Here is a 15,649-nt window from a genome sequence, read left to right on the forward strand (position 1 = left end):
GTATTAATTAAGTCGAGATATTTTTACTTTGAGTTTATAATATTCTTAATCATAAATTATAATTTCTATCCTTGGGATATTGCAATGGCAACCTCATCATATTTTATTTAATTGTCTTCTGTTGCTCAGTTTTTCCGGGTGAAGCTGTTCCGCTTATGTTCGTCAAGGCATTTTTTACTTTCGGAAACATCGACGAATAGCTTGATAGCGGGGTTTGACCGTTTGTTTGAGGCCGCCCGCTTCGGTGGAAAAGCCTCGAAAACGATTAGGACCGCGCGCTTCACCAGCGGACCGCCGTTCTCCGACAGCGGCTTACAGAGCTCATCCAAATCGAAGAACCCTGGCTTACCCATCCGAGCTTTCCCAACACCGAGGGAGTCAGAGAATCACGCTGCCGCCCGGAGCGGAAGGGGTATTCTGAGGTGTCGGCACGATTTCGCTTCTGGCCGCCTTCGAAGGCGTGCTGCTGGTTGATGGCTGTGCGGTGTACGAGGTCGTGCCCGAAGGGCGGCGCGATCCGGCTGGCATATTGCTGGAGCCACGCACGGCGGCTGTTTTTCGAACTCGCTGCCGCCTCACCGGCCGCTGTGGAGGCGCTGGCTCACATCGCTGTGCTCTACCGGATGGAAGCGGAGCTGGGTGGTCGCTCGGCAAACGAGCGACATGCCGTGCGTCATGAGCGAAGCCAACTGACCTGACCGGTATTTTGGACCGAGCCAATTGAGAGGCTACTGCATGGTGGCGGCCATGGGTAGCCGGAAGGCCAGACCCGGGTAGCTGACGGGCGCGGGCGGCCGATAGCCCAGCGACGAATGCGGTCGAACGCGGTTGTAGGTGGTTTGCCAGAGACCGATCACGATCTGCGCCTCCTTCAGCGAGTAGAAGATCTCCTGGCGTAGGCACTCGTCGCGCAGCTTGCCGTTAAAGCTCTCGCAGTAGCCATTCTCCCACGGGGATCCTGGCGCGATGTACTGGATCTGTGAGCCAGCTTTGGCGACCCATTTGCGCAACGCCTTGGAGATCATCTCTGGGCCATTGTCGCAGCGAATGTGCTCCGGGATGCCGTGCAGGCACATCGCGTCGGCCAGCGCCTCGATCACGCCGACGCTGTTGATGCGCCGCGCCACCTTCAGCGCGAGGCAGGCACGGCTGTGCTCGTCAATCAGCGTTAGGATGCGCAGAGAGCGCCCATCGTGCGTCTGGGCTTGCACGAAGTCGAAGCTCCAGACGTGATTGCGATGAAGCGGTCGTAGCCGCACGCAGGAGCCGTCGTTCAGCCACAAGCGGCTGCGGGGTCTATGTCGGCTGGGGACCTTCAGCCCCTCGCGACGCCAGATGCGCTGAACCCGGTCTTTGCCTACCTGCCAGCCGGCTGCCTGTAGCAGCGCGGTGACTCGGCGGTAGCCGTAGCGTCCGTACTCGGACGCCAGGGCGATCATGGCCTGGGTCAGTGCATCCTCGTCGGCCAGCACGGTAGGCACGTAGCGTTGCGTGCCGCGGTGCTGACCGACGATCCGGCAGGCGTGACGTTCCGAGAGGCCGTACTTCTCGCGGATGCCGTTCACCGCCTGCCTGCGTCGCTCGGGGGCTACAAGTTTCCCGAGGCGACGTCCGCCAGCACCTGCTTCTCTAGAGAAAGGTCGGCGACGAGCCGGCGCAGACGAGCGTTCTCGCGCTCCAGATCCTTCATCTTCCTGGCTTGATCGACCTGAAGGCCGCCGTACTCCTTGCGCCAGCGGTAGTAACTCTGCTCGGAGATCTCCGCCTCCCTGCATGCAAGGGCCAAACTCTTGCCCTGGGCCGTCTGCACCTCAATCTGACGCAGCTTGAGCACGACCTGCTCCGCGTTCGTCTTCTGGCCTCGCCGCATGTCCAACTCCTTTGGTCCTGGCTGATCCTCTCAATCAGCCCGGTCCAAAGCCAGCCGGTCAGGCCACAACCAGTAATCGAGGTGCTGGAACCGTGGCTAAGCGAGAAGCTTGGCCTCATCAGCCGCGATAGCAAACTCGCCAAGGCGATCCGCTAAGCTCGACTTTGGCCATTTCGACCGGTCGTGGAACGCGCTGGGTGACGAAGCGGGCGTGATGGATAGGCTGATGGTGTCCCTCGCCAGAGACGCCTCATGCCGCACCTGTTTGCCGCTTCACCGGTATCATCCTGTCGTTCGCTCCGCTGTTCGTCCACCAGTCGTGGCGGCACGCTCAGCTCGACTTTGGCCATTTAAGTTGCCTGGCACAGGGCGTAGGCCCAGGCAGGTAGAAGACGGAACCGACGTTTCCTGCGGTCGCGCCTGTGGTCTGACAGCGAAGAAGCTTCCTCGCGCCAGATGGTTCGACGGACGGCTGCGAGAGCATCGGGGAAGGTTGGCTGCGATTTGGGGTACCACGCAGTCACGGCAATCTGCCGCCGCACACGTGCCGGGAGCCGCGTGGCGAGCAAAGTGACGATGGAAAACAGGGCGAGCAAGCAGGGGGTCGTACGAGCGATGTCAGACCATTGCCGCTGTGTCTCGAGGCCGAGATGGGCACGCGCTTCCTGGAAGGTGACTTCGACCTGCCAACGCCGGACGATCCTTCGACTAGCTCAGGATGAGGCACGTGACGATCTGGGTCCAATCTCGTGGGGGGGGCGGTGCAGAGCAGCGATTGGGGCTCGAAGCGGTTCTCGGGATCGCGGATCAGAACCCATCAGATCGGCACCCCTGGTAGACCGGAATGATGCCGGACGGCGGTGGCCGAGGTGATCTCGATCTTGCGCTCGCCCATGCCGTATCAGCTCGGCACGCTCACCTGCTGCCAGATGGTACCCGGGTCGGTCAGGATCTTGGACAAGGTTGGCCGCCGCACACCCTTCTTGCGTGGGCGCCCGATCGTACCCGGAGGCCTTAGGGGCGCTGGATCGTAGAGCGCCGCGTCCAGGCGTAGGCGGGTGATGGCAGTGACGGCGCCGCGGCGCAGGGCGTCGAGAAACAGCAAGGTCGAGAAGGCGCTGTCGCCCACCAGTACGAGGTCGCGCCCCGGCAACCAGCGGCGCGCCGGCAGGGTCATCTGCCGTCCGACATCGAGCAGGGTCTTGTGCCGATGGCCTCGTTCCCGATAGGCGCGCTCCGAGGGGACGAGGGCGGTCAGAAACGGCAATGCCCAGACCCGACCCGCCCAGGGGATGGGTGCGAGTAGCATCAGGCTCATCCAGCGCAGGCCGCTCGTCTTGACGAAATGGGCGCCGGACGAACGCACTGGATCACGGTAGATCCCGCGGGCCTGGATACGCCGTCCCCAGCGCCGCTCGATCGTGTCGTCGAGCGCCAGCACCACGGGGCCATGTGGGACGAAGGCCTCGACGAGCAGCCGAAGCAGGATGCGGGCGGCTGAGCGGGGAGACCATTCCGCGCGGCTGAGCACCCGGTGGGTGTTCACGAAATGGCGGTCTCGCGCCCGGCCCGTGATCCGCAGAACGCTCGCTACCGTGCGCCGGCCCGGACACAGGATCGCACCGATCAGCAGGGCCTGAGCGTGCCGCCACGACCGGTGGACGAACAGCGGAGCGAACGACAGGATGATCCCGGCGAAGCGGGCGGGCAGGTGCAGCATGAGGCGTCTCTGGCGAGGGACATCATCAGCCTATCCATCAAGCCCACTTCGTCACCCAGCGCGTTCCACGACCGGTCGAAATGGCCAAAGTCGAGCTTAGCCCTGTCACGTTAGGCCAGCTTGAGCCTGTTCCTCGACGAAGGCCGGGTCGAGATCGATTCCGAAATCGTCGAGCGTGTGATCCGGATACTGGCGCCAAACCGGAAGAACGCGCTCTTTGCCGGCTCAGACGGCGGTGGTCAGCATCAAGCGGTAACCGCCTCACTGATCGAAACCTGCAAGCTCGCTGGCGTGGAGCCCCACACCTACCTCACCGATACCATCACCCGCATCGTCGAGTAGAATCCCCAACGCCATCTCGACGACCTGCTGCAGTGGACCTACCCGACCATGCCAGCCCTCAAAGCCTTAGCCCGACAAAAGTGTAAGCAATGCCTTCGGACTAAAGCCAAGCGCTACGGGAAGACTAATAATAAATTTCTAGCCAGCATCCAGCCCGTGCACTTCAATTACAATCACAAATCCAATCATTTTATCAAACATAGCTTGCTTGACCATGCCGGATTGCTCGACGGATCGTTTCGGATATCGTAGCACTGCCGTGAAAAACCTTATCCGTAGCAGATTATCCCGGCTGAGATGAAAATTGAACGACCAAGGTCTGGAATTGAGCATTTAGTCCGGACGCCATGTCCAGCTTGGGGCGGTCCGGTATGATATTGCAATGCTTTCACCTACACGTAGCTTTATCGTCGCTGCACTTGACATCGCAACTACTGCATTATTTACTGCTACAGAAGATACATCCCCCCCAAAAATATAAATCATTGCGTCTTGACCAGATTTATTTATGACACTTGGTGTATAAAAGCCGTCCACCAAAATTGCGGATGCTGGAATGCTTGGAGTTCTTTGAGTTCCATAATTTCCGCCGAGCAATCTTACTCCCGTACTATTTTGTCCATCACCCGCAAAAATTGTATTTAAAGGAGCAAAATTTCCGTTTATAAAGAGGTTATTATTTCCAGCAGTTGCATCGATAACGTGCACCACGTCGGCAGAGTGGCCACCAATCCATGTATTGCGAGTCGCCTTTGATGACTTTATTGCAATACCAATCGTAGAAACTTCAAAGTCCATCGCCAAAAAGACATTACCCATTGAATATCCATTTGTAATATCATCAGTAAGCAGCATAGCTGTTCTGCAATTCCCAATAGATCCAAAGAACTTCGAAAACTGAACTGTATTGAGCCTGATACCGGCCGTCCCGGTCCCAGGTGCGGCACAGTTTAAAGTGAAATTATCAAAGTTGCTGTTTGCTACCGCCATAAGATCAAGCCCAATTGCATTCGCGCCAGTACTGAAGTTACTGATATACAAATAATCGAATACAGCTTCATTAAACACGTCATGATTATCAATCGATCCTACCTGTACGCAAGCTGCATTTGTGTTACACTGAACTGAGAAGCCGGAAAATTTGTTATAAAACTGCGAAGTTGTGCCCGTTATTTTTAATGCTGGGCCAGCAACGTAATCCGTTTGAAAATCAAGTACTGTATTACGAGGAGATGCGCCAAAAATTACAATGCCCTGATTATCAGGCGCACCGTTGAAATGCCATGCTAATGGCGAAGATAAACGATAATAAGCAGCGCTTTCTGGAATATAGAGGGATTTCCGCTGATTTATGGCAGCAGTGAAGGCAGCATTGAATGCTGTTGTATCATCGGTTTTTCCGTCACCCTTTGCGCCATAATCTCTAACGTTTAAAAAATGTTCACCGTGTATTTGGTGCGACTGATCCGGAAATGGCCGCTTCTCTTTCGTAAGTAAGTCAGCAGTATACTCTATCGGAGCATAAATATAGCTCAGATGTATCTTCTCCAGAAACCTCTCGGTCCGTGATTTTTGAAAATTGTATGATAATAATATAATCATTCCGATTAAAATAATATTTGATAACATTGTGTTTCCTTCCTAGATTAGAATTGATCATCCTCTATTAAAATTTTAAATACCATACCTTTCAAATAGCAAATTTTTTGAGATGGAGGATAAATATACTACGCTTGTAAAAAGATAGGATTATAGTGGTGTCTCTTTGCGTATGGCTCTTGGTGAACAGGTTAAGATGTCTGCCGATACCTACATTAACAAGCTGCTTAAGATATCAGCGTCACCGTCTAACCTCCATCATGCCGCAGGAGAAATTTCGCGTTTTGCCGAAATAAGAGGCAAGGAAGGCATCGTCAGATCGAATTGCATCCAAAAATATCGGTGCAGTCGGTTGGCTTGCATCGTTAGGTTTTGTAAGGCGTCCGCTTGACTCTGATGACGCGATCTCAACGTGCATCGCCTGAGCATGGCAATCTAGCGTTCGGTTCTAAGGAGCTCACATGAGTGCCAAACGGGCATTGATCACCGGCATCACGGGGCAGGACGGGGCGTATCTGGCGCAGTTTCTGCTGTCGAAGGGCTACGCGGTGCACGGGGTGGTGCGGCGCTCGAGCCATGCCGGGGTGTTCGACCACCGGCTGAAGTGGCTCGGGATCGAGAACGACGTGGAGCTGCACGACGGCAACCTGCTCGACCTGTCGAGCCTGGCCCGCATCGTTCAAGCCGTGCAGCCGGACGAGGTCTACAACCTGGCGGCGCAGTCGTTCGTCACCGCCTCGTGGCAGCAGCCGCTGCTGACCGGGCAGATCACGGGCTTGGGCGCGGTCAACCTGCTCGAATGCGTGCGCACCCTCAAGCCCGACGCGCGCTACTACCAGGCCTCGTCGTCGGAGATGTTCGGCCTGATCCAGGAGCAGGTGCAGAGCGAGGCGACGCCGTTCTACCCGCGCTCGCCCTACGGCGTCGCCAAGCTCTACGCGCACTGGATGACGATCAACTACCGCGAGAGCTTCGCCCTGCACGCCTCGAACGGGATCCTGTTCAACCACGAGAGCCCGCTGCGCGGGGTCGAGTTCGTCACCCGCAAGGTCACCGACGGGGTCGCGCGGATCAAGCTCGGGTTGGCGAAGGAACTGCGGCTGGGCAACATCGACGCCAAGCGCGACTGGGGCCACGCCAAGGACTACACCCGGGCGATGTGGATGATGCTGCAGCAGGACAAGCCCGACGACTTCGTGATCGCCACCGGCCGCACCACCACGGTGCGCGACATGTGCGCGCTCGCCTTCGCGCATGTGAATCTCGCCATGGACGACCACCTCGTCATCGACGAGAAGCTGTACCGGCCGGCCGAGGTCGAGGTGCTGCTGGGCAACCCGGCCAAGGCCGAGGCCGCCTTCGGCTGGAAGGCCGAGATCTCGCTCGAGGCGATGATCCAGGAAATGGTCGAGGCCGACCTCAAGCGCCTGGGCGGGCGCGCGTGACCGGCCTGCGCCGCAGCGCGACGGCCCCGGCCCGCGTGCGGAGCCGCGTGCGGGCGTGAAGCGCATCCTGGTCACGGGGGCGGCGGGCTTCGTCGGGCGGCACGCGCTGGCGGCGCTGTCGGCCGGCACCGGGGCCGCGGACCGGATCCTCGGCATCGGCCGCGGCCGCCCGGCCGTCCTGCCGGAGCGGGTCGCCTACGAGACGGTCGACCTGCTGGACGAGGCGGCGCTGCACGCCAGCGTCGCCGCGTTCCGCCCGACCGACGTGCTGCACCTGGCCGCGATGGCCTCGGTGCAGCAATCGGCGGATGCGCCGGGGGAGACCTGGCGGGTCAACCTCGTCGGGCTGCTGAACCTCGCCGAGGCGGTGGCGCGATCCGCCCCCGGCGCGGGCTTCCTGTTCGTCAGCTCGGGCGAGGTCTACGGCCGGGCGTTCCTGGCCGGCCGGCCGCTGACCGAGGCGGCGGTGCCCGATCCGCAGGGGCCGTATGCCCGCTCGAAGTGGTTCGGCGAGGCGATCCTGCGCGACCTGCTGGCCAAGGCGGAGGTGCGGCTGGTGATCCTGCGGCCGTTCAACCAGATCGGGGCCGGCCAGGACGAGCGCTTCGTGGTGCCGTCCTTCGCCGGCCAGATCGCGCGGATCGAGGCCGGCCTGGTGCCGCCGGTGCTTGCGGTCGGCAACCTCGCGGCCGAGCGCGACTTCCTGCCGGTCGGCGACGTGGTGCGGGCCTATGTCGACCTGATCGGGCGCGGCGCGACGATCAGGGACGGATCGGTGTTCAACATCGCTTCGGGGCAGCCGCGCAGCATCGCCAGCGTGCTCGCCGATCTGCGCCGGCATGCGCGCGTGCGCTTCGAAGTCGAGGTCGCCGCCGACCGGATGCGGCCGTCGGAGATACCGACGGCGTCAGGCGATGTGTTCCAGTTAAGAATGGCGACCGGCTGGGTGCCGCGCATGGACTGGGACGAAGCATTAGTCGAAGTGCTGGTACACGCACGGAAAACAATCGAACACGCAACTGCGGGACAATCGAGCGTATGAGCGATCTCGGCGAAACCGACGAGCGTCGTAACCCAACTTTGGCAAATATTCTGCCGGTAATTTTATGCGGCGGCTCGGGCACGCGGCTGTGGCCGGTATCGCGCGAGAGCATGCCGAAGCAGTTCGCGCGGCTGGTGGACGCGTCGGAATCGACGTTCCAGGCCACCGCGCGGCGGGTGGGCGACGCGGCGGTCTTCGCCCGGCCGGCGGTGATCGCGGCGGCCGAGTCGCGCTTCATCGTCGCCGAGCAGCTGGCCCAGGCCGGGATGTCCGCCGACATCATCCTGGAGCCGGAGGGGCGCGACTCGGCCGCCGCCGTGGCGGTGGCGGCCTTGCACGCGGCCAAGGCCGACCCGGAGGCGGTGGTGCTGATCATGGCCGCCGACCACGTGATCGGCGACGTGCCGGCCTTCGCCGCCGCCGTGCGCACGGCGGCGGTCGGCGCGCGGGCCGGCTACACCATGACGCTCGGCATCGAGCCGACGCGCCCGGCGACCGATTACGGCTACATCCGCCGCGGGGGGGCGCTGCCGGAGGCCGAGGGCGCCTTCGCGGTAGAGCGCTTCGTCGAGAAGCCGGATGCGGAGGGCGCCGCCGCGCTGATCGCGGAGGGCGCCCTGTGGAACTCGGGCTACTTCCTGTTCCGGGCCGACCTGATGCTGGCCGAGCTCGAGGCGCACGCGCCCGCGGTGCTCTCCGCCGCCCGGGCGGCGCTGGAGCGGGCCGGCGTCGACCTCGACTTCGTCCGCCTGGACGCGGCGGCGTTCGGGCAGGCGCCGAAGATCTCGATCGACTACGCGGTGATGGAGCGCACGACGCGCGCCGGTGTGCTGCCGGTGTCGTTCCCGTGGTCGGACGTCGGCACCTGGGACGCGGTCTGGCAGGTGCTGCCGCAGGACGCCGCCGGCAACGCGGTGCGCGGCCGGGTCGAGCTCCTGGGCACGCGCAACAGCCTGGTGCACAGCGAGGGCGAGGGGCTGACCACGGTGGTCGGCCTCGACGACGTGGTGGTGGTGGCCACCCCCGACGCGGTGCTGGTCGCCTCGAAGGCCCAGTCGGGCCGGGTCAAGGAGCTGGTCGGGGTGCTGCGGGCCCGGGCCCATCCGGAGGCCGACGCGCACCGGCGGATGTACCGGCCCTGGGGCTGGTACCAGCGCGTCGACATCGGCGAGCGCTTCCAGGTCAAGCGCATCATGGTGACGCCGGGCGGGCGCCTGTCGCTGCAGAAGCATTTCCACCGCGCCGAGCACTGGGTGGTGGTGAAGGGCACGGCGGAGGTGACGCTGGGCGAGCGCCTGGTCCTCGTGCACGAGAACGAGGCGGTGTACCTGCCGATCGGCTCGCTGCACCGCCTGACCAACCCCGGCAAGATCCCGCTCGAGCTGATCGAGGTCCAGGTCGGCTCCTATACCGGCGAGGACGACATCATCCGCGTCGAGGATATCTACGGTAGATGAATCATACTTCAAAGCTTAATCTATAAAAAAATCAAATAAGATAAAAAATACTTTCATTAGGAATGGCAATATAACAGTATTTATTAGGAATAATACATAAGAAAATACATGATATTCATGCCACTTTTCTTCCATTTTGTATCATGGCTCTAAAATTAGGTGAATGCTCCAGATGGCCAATAGAAAACCTCGCTTAGCAATCGTCAGTACTTTCGATGATCTTTGCGGAATAGCTGGATACACAAGATTTCTGATGACGCAACTGAAAGATGATTTTACCGTTGAAGTATTTGATCTCGATCAATTTTTTATGCGCTCGACTGACACAAGAGTTAGTAAAATTGCAGATAAGTCAATTAAGGACTTTTGCGAAAAAGCAGAAACATTCGATTTTATCAATATCCAACTTGAGCACGGAACACTTGGAGTAAAGAGACATGACATCGTTCGTCGCTTTACAATGATCGCGAAAGCTGCTCCAGCTCTCTCTGTAACATTTCACACAATACTTCCATCAGAGTCGTTTGATAGAAAAGAGTTTTTTCGACGTGTGAAATCATTTCGATTCCAGGCGGCTCTAAATCTACGAAAGGAATATACCAAAGCTCATTTTATGAATGTTAAAATTTATGGATTATTGCGCCGGCTATCAGCAACAAAACCTGTTAATGTGATTGTCCATACACGCCGTGATGCGCGTCAAATGAAGTATATTCACAGAATACCAAATGTTTACGACCATCCTTTGTCTTATATCGATCAAGACACTTCGAACCGTATTCGTAGGGAAGCACATCTTTCAGAATTTATTGACACTAAAATAATATCCGAAGGCGCCAAAATCATTGGCGTTTTTGGATTTTTGAGCGAGTACAAGGGGTTCGACACTGTAGTACGCGCAATGCATTTGCTTCCAAAAAACTACCACCTTTTATTTTTTGGTGGCTTGCATCCACAAACAATTAAAAAAGGCGAAAAAATAAACGCGTACATCCGTCAACTCTTGAACGAAGCAAACGTCGACACTTCAATATTTGATCGTCTCAAGGTTGGCCAAATTTCGATAAATCTCACGAATGAAATGATTCCGTCTCTTTTAGATCATCCCAACAACTTGGTCGAACGTATCCATTTCCTTGGCGCACAAACTGACGAGGATTTCTTACGAGGTATGGCTGTTTGCGATCAAATCGTGTTGCCTTATTTAGAAGTTGGACAGTCAGCCTCAGGTCCAATGAGTATGGCAATCGAAATGGGAGCGCGAATAATTGCTGCGCGTAATTTATCCTTCATGCAGTTTGCAAAATATCATCCGAAATCTATTGAAATGTTCGAAATTGGAAACCACGTGGAACTGGCGGAGCGAATCAAAAGTCAAAGTCGCTACCCACACGACAAACGCCCAATGGCTTACAACTCAAGTTCAAATATTAAGACATATATCGACGCAAATACAAGGGTAGCTAAAATGTGACATTAAAGATTATCTTATCTACTCTCTTATAACAGCAAAGTCTTGATATTATAAGGCTCAAAAATATATTCGTTATAAAAATTCTATCATTTATGAAGACAAGAGCATATACAACTCTCAATCTTTGTCAATTAAAGTCGTCAAATTCCATCCATCTTTAAATTAATAAATATGTCAAATCTTTTATAAGTTATTTATTAATTGATCAAAATTTTGCATAATCAAATAAAAGTGCTGGGTTATTCCTCTCTGAAAGCCATCAAAAAGTCGCGTTCAAGAATTATGCTCAGAATTACACACAAGGTTCGCTTTAGTAGGTGCATCTCTTTTTAGTATTAACGCCAAACGGACGGACTAAAAAAGAGTTTTGCCTTGTTTCTTGGTAAAAATAAATGGATAACCTTGAAAATAAGCTTAATGAAGCGATTTTGAGCTGTGACTGGTTTTTGGCGGCATCTTTAGCGTCCGCCATAGCCGATAGCTCAAGTGGATCAGGCGATGCATATCTGAATGCTAGCAGCTATTTGGCTCGCAGTGGACAAGCAAAGCGAGCTTTGCCTTACGCGGAACAGGCAGTAAAGATAAAACCTTATTGTCCGCTAGCCCTTCTTCATCTCGGAAGTATCTATAACATCTGTGGTTTTCATGAGCTAGCTATAGAGGTACTTCTACAGAGCCAACGTCATGACTCGTCTTCAGCAGAAGTTTATCATCAACTATCTGTAGCCGCAAAAGCGCTTGGGTCCAAAGATTTAGCATCTAATTTTGCGATGAAGGCTTTTCAGGTCGACACGAATTCATTTCAGCGCGGTATGACAGCGGCTTATTCTATTGCAGAAGATGGGGACTGGGACAAAGCTGCTGCGCTGTTAAAACTTGTGGCCAGCGCTCATCCTACAAATCCGTCAGTATATCGCGACTTAAGTTCATTCCTTATCCAAGCGGGGAAAACTGAAGAGGCGCTTGAGAAAATAACTACTGCGATCCTCCTCAATCCAGTCAACTCAGAATATTACATACATCAATACAGTATATTAATGGATCTATGCGAATACGAAAAAGCCGAGATTTCCATACGTCAGGCAATTAACCTCGACCCGCTTAATGCTTCAGTCCGGCGCCATGCTGTTTCTGTTAATATCAAGCTTGGCAAATTCGAATCCGCCCTTAAGGAAAATGCTGAGTTACTTGCGGCTTCTCCTAGCGATAACGAATATGCAGAATGCATGCGGTTCCTGCTTGATCTTCGCGGCGAGAACGTAGAAAATAAGGTCTCTAGACTGGTCGACGCAAAAGGTAAAGCGCACTTCGGTATAAGTTCGACAAGTAATACTTTTCTTAATAAAATTAGAATTCAGCTTACTGTTATCTCGGCGCTTATTTTACGCGATGTTCGAACTCGATATGCGGAAAGCAAGTTTGGTTTTTTTTGGGCTATTGTTGAGCCCATGATACATGTAGGCATTTTAGCCATCGTGTTCCAATTCACAATGCACGGACATCCTCCAATTGGAGATAATTATTTCCTGTTTTACTATACCGGCGTTATGCCATACCTACTTTTGTCTCACATCATTTCTCATGGAGGTCATTCGGTAAAGTCGCACAAAAACTTGTTGTATATATCACGAATTACACCATTTGATCTAGTAATTTCAAGTTCTGTTGTTGAGACAGCGGTTACATCGTTTGTTTTTATTTCATTTATTGTCTTATTTTCAATTTTTAATGTTGATGCAATACCTTTTCGGCCAGACATAATGTTAGGCTCCTTCGCTATAAGTTGGATTCTTGCAACCGGCGGAGGCATGCTCAGCGCGGTAGGCTCTCAAATAAGCATTCTGTTCGAGCATATATTTTCAATTACTCTGAGAATCTTGTATTTCACATCTGGCATATTTTATGTTCCTTCTATGATGCCCCCATGGGTCCGTGATATCATGCTTTGGAATCCGTTTCTTCACGTGATCGACTTGATGCGTACTGCATTTTTTCCACAATATCATCCGGCTTGGTTAGATGTTGGTTATGCATTTCAATTCTCAATTTATTTTATTGCCACGGGTATCGCTGCTCTGCTCATTTCCAACCGGCGGCTGAGATCATTTGCATGATTATATTTGATCATGTTACAAAAATATATAAGACAAGACAGGGAGTAATAAAAACTGTTTTAGAAAACTCGTCATTTAGTTTTGAGCCTGGAAACAATTATGGTATTTTAGCTGCCAACGGGTCTGGCAAATCGACTTTACTACGCCTTATTGCAGGAGCAGAACTTCCAAATAGAGGCAGGATTATAAGGCGCGCTCGCGTATCTTTTCCTCTTGGTTTTTCCGGAACCTTTCATGGCCATGCCACTGGGAGGCAAAACGCTATGTTTTTAGCCCGTGTCTATGGCCAGAACGTTAGAGATATTTTAGAGTTTGTATCTGAATTCTCCGAGCTTGGTGATTATTTTGATATGGCAGTTCAAACATATTCATCCGGCATGCAAGCGAAACTTGCGTTTGCAATTTGTTTGGCCATCGATTTCGATATTTACCTTGTTGATGAGGTCACTGAGGTAGGCGATGAAAGGTTCCGTAGAAAATGCTCAGAGGCTTTTGAAAAAAGAATGGGACACAGTGATATTATTTTGGTGTCTCATAATGAATCTACGATAAGGTCGTATTGCAATCGTGGTGCTGTCTTAGTGAATGGTGGGTTAGTTCTTTTTGATAGTATAAATGATGCTCTTAGAGCCTATCGTAAGATATCGAGCGCTCATCATGAATAAAGTTACCTCAATTGCGACAAAATCCGATACAAATATTGTGCAAAGCAAAGTCGGCCCATTAGCAGAAAATACTTTAAGCGGTGCGAATATTATATGGAAACCAGATGGGCGGACTAAGAAACGTCGTTTGGGTTTTGCTTTGATATCATTTGTTTCTTTGGTAATTATTCCAACCTTGATCGTATTTGTATACACATCGTTTTTTGCTTCTCCACGTTATATGGCAGAATTTAGGTTTGGCGTCCGAACAGCTGACACAATGAAATCTGGTGGATTTGCAGATTTATTTGGTATTGCAGGTAATGCGCAGTCAGGAAACGACGCAAATGCTGTGGTGCAATATCTGCAAAGTTGGCAATCAATAAATGAAGCAGAAGAGTCTTTACCTCTTCGCCAAATGTTTTCGCGTGACGATATCGATTATTTCTCCCGGTTGGATGCTAATGCATCTACTGAGGATTTTGTAAAATATTGGAACAAACTCGTTGAGCCCTTCTATGAAACATCGACGGGTACAGTCACTGTAAAGGTGTCAGCGTATGCTCCAGCTGATGCACGTGCGTTAGCGAAAGCGCTTCTTCGGCTGTCAGAAAAATTAGTCAACAATTTATCTGAACGTGTCAGGGAAGATTCTGTTCGATTCGCCTTAGGTGAGGTTTCAAAGGCGGAAACGCGACTTTCAGATGTTCGAGATCGATTGCGCGTTGTTCAAGATCGGGAAGCTATTCTTGATCCCCAGAAAAGTACTGAGCAGGTACTGGGTTTGTCAGCAAAATTGAAAGAAGAAATTTCTCGGCGTTCGGCAGATTTGTCTTCCCTTAGTCAAAAACTCAATGAAGGCGCCCCTTCTATAGTGAATTTGAGGGACCAGATTAATGGCCTGAAACATGAGCTTCAACGAATAGAGTCACAGACGACGGCTGTTGGGACTACTGGAGCCCAGAATAGACCACTCTCTTCTGTGATAGGAGGTTTTCAGAAATTAGCTGATGAGAAAATGTTTGCGGAAAAGGCGTTGCAAAGCGCACTTGTAACTCTTGAAACCTCTCGCATGAATGCTATAAAACAACAGATATATTTATCAACCATAGTTCAGCCCGGACTTCCTCAGGATCCTGTTTTTCCGCGTCCCATAAAAAATACGCTAATGTCGTTTTGTCTTTGTTTCGCGATTTGGGCTATTGTAGTTATGATAGTTGCTTCCATACGAGAGCATATCTAAGGAAAAGCGTCTTCAATTGATATCATATTCGATATTATTGGAAGACTCCTTATTTTTTCTAACAAGAGTTGGGTCTTTACTTTTCCACCATCTACTTGTTTACAGTTTTATAATCTAGACTTACCGTTTTTGATTAGCACGCATCTCGTGATCATCCACCTCCTTGAACAGTGCGGATTCCGCTGATTCCTTCGTGGTGGGATGGGCAGAAGCGATCTTGAGCGGCCGAGCCGCATGGAGTGATCGAGCGGCTGCTGAGTCTGCAGCGCCCCGCGAAGACCGCACGCACGTCTTCGTAGCTACCGGCGACGGATCGCAAGGGGCGATGCGAGCAGGCCAAACCCGGTGGAGCGAAGCCTAGTCATGTGGGCCACAGCCGCGTGATGAGCGACGATCCCGGTGCGGTCGTCGAGCAACGCCCGTAACGCTGCACGTGCTGCAGAGGCACTCTGCACAAAAGTCTTCCCGTCGAGACCGTTAGCGTGTCCGGGTGGATTAAGCTGCCGGAAGTGGCGCCGGCCGTCGCCCAGCATCGGCGGCCGGCCGTGCACTGCCCGACGTGCGCGGGCGGGTCGTTGCGCCGGTGCCGGAGGTGGCGTGCGGGAGGCCCTTCGGCCTACTGACCCTAGCCCGGTTCCACGGACCTTTTGATACGCTCGTTACGAGCGCAGAAGGTGTTCGACACGGTGCGGTGCGCGT

At 53.8% G+C, this 15,649-nt stretch carries 11 protein-coding genes and 2 pseudogenes; 10 read left to right on the forward strand and 3 right to left on the reverse strand.

Annotated elements, in window-relative coordinates; translation table 11 throughout:
• Positions 1 to 473 precede the first annotated feature (473 nt).
• Positions 474 to 698 (forward strand): transposase, encoded by a 225-nt coding sequence (locus tag ACFZ8E_RS19560; protein WP_405044420.1) that lies wholly within the window; start codon positions 474 to 476, stop codon positions 696 to 698.
• A 30-nt stretch (positions 699 to 728) separates the two neighbouring features.
• Here ACFZ8E_RS19560 and ACFZ8E_RS19565 read toward each other — a convergent pair.
• Both ACFZ8E_RS19565 and ACFZ8E_RS19570 read right to left on the reverse strand, forming a co-directional pair.
• Positions 729 to 1,870 (reverse strand): IS3 family transposase gene (locus tag ACFZ8E_RS19565; RefSeq protein WP_405042273.1). Its coding sequence is split into 2 segments (ribosomal slippage): positions 729 to 1,603 and positions 1,603 to 1,870, totalling 1,143 coding nucleotides; the frame shifts between segments, so codons are not numbered across the junction.
• Between the two features lie 901 nt (positions 1,871 to 2,771).
• Positions 2,772 to 3,590, reverse strand: a complete 819-nt coding sequence (locus tag ACFZ8E_RS19570; protein WP_405043563.1) for a transposase — start codon at positions 3,588 to 3,590, stop codon at positions 2,772 to 2,774.
• Between the two features lie 120 nt (positions 3,591 to 3,710).
• Between ACFZ8E_RS19570 and ACFZ8E_RS19575 the strand changes: the two are divergent.
• Positions 3,711 to 4,004: pseudogene (locus ACFZ8E_RS19575) on the forward strand (transposase domain-containing protein); the annotation flags it as partial.
• Between the two features lie 261 nt (positions 4,005 to 4,265).
• On the opposite strand, the gene ACFZ8E_RS19580 reads toward ACFZ8E_RS19575, so the two are convergent.
• Positions 4,266 to 5,561, reverse strand: coding sequence for a glycosyl hydrolase family 28-related protein (locus ACFZ8E_RS19580; RefSeq protein ID WP_405043564.1), 1,296 nt, complete (start codon positions 5,559 to 5,561; stop codon positions 4,266 to 4,268).
• 431 nt (positions 5,562 to 5,992) lie between these two features.
• Between ACFZ8E_RS19580 and gmd the strand changes: the two genes are divergently transcribed.
• The 8 genes and pseudogenes from gmd to ACFZ8E_RS19620 all read left to right on the forward strand — a co-directional run.
• Positions 5,993 to 6,976, forward strand: coding sequence for a GDP-mannose 4,6-dehydratase (gene gmd, locus ACFZ8E_RS19585; protein ID WP_405043565.1), 984 nt, complete (start codon positions 5,993 to 5,995; stop codon positions 6,974 to 6,976).
• Positions 6,977 to 7,031: 55 nt separating this feature from the next.
• Positions 7,032 to 8,018, forward strand: coding sequence for a GDP-mannose 4,6-dehydratase (locus ACFZ8E_RS19590; protein WP_405043566.1), 987 nt, complete (start codon positions 7,032 to 7,034; stop codon positions 8,016 to 8,018).
• Entirely contained in the window at positions 8,015 to 9,475 is a 1,461-nt protein-coding gene (locus tag ACFZ8E_RS19595; RefSeq protein ID WP_405043567.1) for a mannose-1-phosphate guanylyltransferase/mannose-6-phosphate isomerase, read from the forward strand. Before ACFZ8E_RS19590 ends, ACFZ8E_RS19595 begins: the two co-directional genes overlap by 4 nt.
• A 253-nt stretch (positions 9,476 to 9,728) precedes the next feature.
• Positions 9,729 to 10,949 carry a hypothetical protein gene (locus tag ACFZ8E_RS19600; protein ID WP_405043568.1) on the forward strand — a complete coding sequence of 407 codons (1,221 nt, stop codon included), beginning with the start codon at positions 9,729 to 9,731 and terminating at the stop codon, positions 10,947 to 10,949.
• A 392-nt stretch (positions 10,950 to 11,341) separates the two neighbouring features.
• The gene (locus tag ACFZ8E_RS19605) at positions 11,342 to 13,063 is read left to right on the forward strand and encodes a tetratricopeptide repeat protein (RefSeq protein ID WP_405043569.1); all 1,722 of its coding nucleotides are present in this window, start codon (positions 11,342 to 11,344) and stop codon (positions 13,061 to 13,063) included.
• Positions 13,060 to 13,728 (forward strand): ABC transporter ATP-binding protein, encoded by a 669-nt coding sequence (locus ACFZ8E_RS19610; RefSeq protein ID WP_405043570.1) that lies wholly within the window; start codon positions 13,060 to 13,062, stop codon positions 13,726 to 13,728. Before ACFZ8E_RS19605 ends, ACFZ8E_RS19610 begins: the two co-directional genes overlap by 4 nt.
• Positions 13,721 to 14,950 (forward strand): hypothetical protein, encoded by a 1,230-nt coding sequence (locus ACFZ8E_RS19615; protein WP_405043571.1) that lies wholly within the window; start codon positions 13,721 to 13,723, stop codon positions 14,948 to 14,950. Before ACFZ8E_RS19610 ends, ACFZ8E_RS19615 begins: the two co-directional genes overlap by 8 nt.
• A gap of 201 nt (positions 14,951 to 15,151) precedes the next feature.
• A pseudogene (locus ACFZ8E_RS19620) lies at positions 15,152 to 15,566 on the forward strand (IS66 family transposase zinc-finger binding domain-containing protein); the annotation flags it as partial.
• Between the last annotated feature and the right edge of the window lie 83 nt (positions 15,567 to 15,649).

The organism is Methylobacterium sp. HMF5984 (assembly GCF_045033435.1).
Lineage (GTDB): Bacteria > Pseudomonadota > Alphaproteobacteria > Rhizobiales > Beijerinckiaceae > Methylobacterium.

Bases quoted from the DNA above. Each gene is read 5' to 3' on its own strand.
- ACFZ8E_RS19595 (WP_405043567.1), top strand. From the start codon at position 8,015: ATGAGCGATCTCGGCGAAACCGACGAGCGTCGTAACCCAACTTTGGCA.
- ACFZ8E_RS19610 (WP_405043570.1), top strand. From the start codon at position 13,060: ATGATTATATTTGATCATGTTACAAAAATATATAAGACAAGACAGGGA.
- ACFZ8E_RS19605 (WP_405043569.1), top strand. From the start codon at position 11,342: ATGGATAACCTTGAAAATAAGCTTAATGAAGCGATTTTGAGCTGTGAC.
- ACFZ8E_RS19570 (WP_405043563.1), bottom strand. From the start codon at position 3,590: ATGCTGCACCTGCCCGCCCGCTTCGCCGGGATCATCCTGTCGTTCGCT.
- ACFZ8E_RS19580 (WP_405043564.1), bottom strand. From the start codon at position 5,561: ATGTTATCAAATATTATTTTAATCGGAATGATTATATTATTATCATAC.
- ACFZ8E_RS19560 (WP_405044420.1), top strand. From the start codon at position 474: ATGGCTGTGCGGTGTACGAGGTCGTGCCCGAAGGGCGGCGCGATCCGG.
- gmd (WP_405043565.1), top strand. From the start codon at position 5,993: ATGAGTGCCAAACGGGCATTGATCACCGGCATCACGGGGCAGGACGGG.
- ACFZ8E_RS19600 (WP_405043568.1), top strand. From the start codon at position 9,729: ATGACGCAACTGAAAGATGATTTTACCGTTGAAGTATTTGATCTCGAT.
- ACFZ8E_RS19615 (WP_405043571.1), top strand. From the start codon at position 13,721: ATGAATAAAGTTACCTCAATTGCGACAAAATCCGATACAAATATTGTG.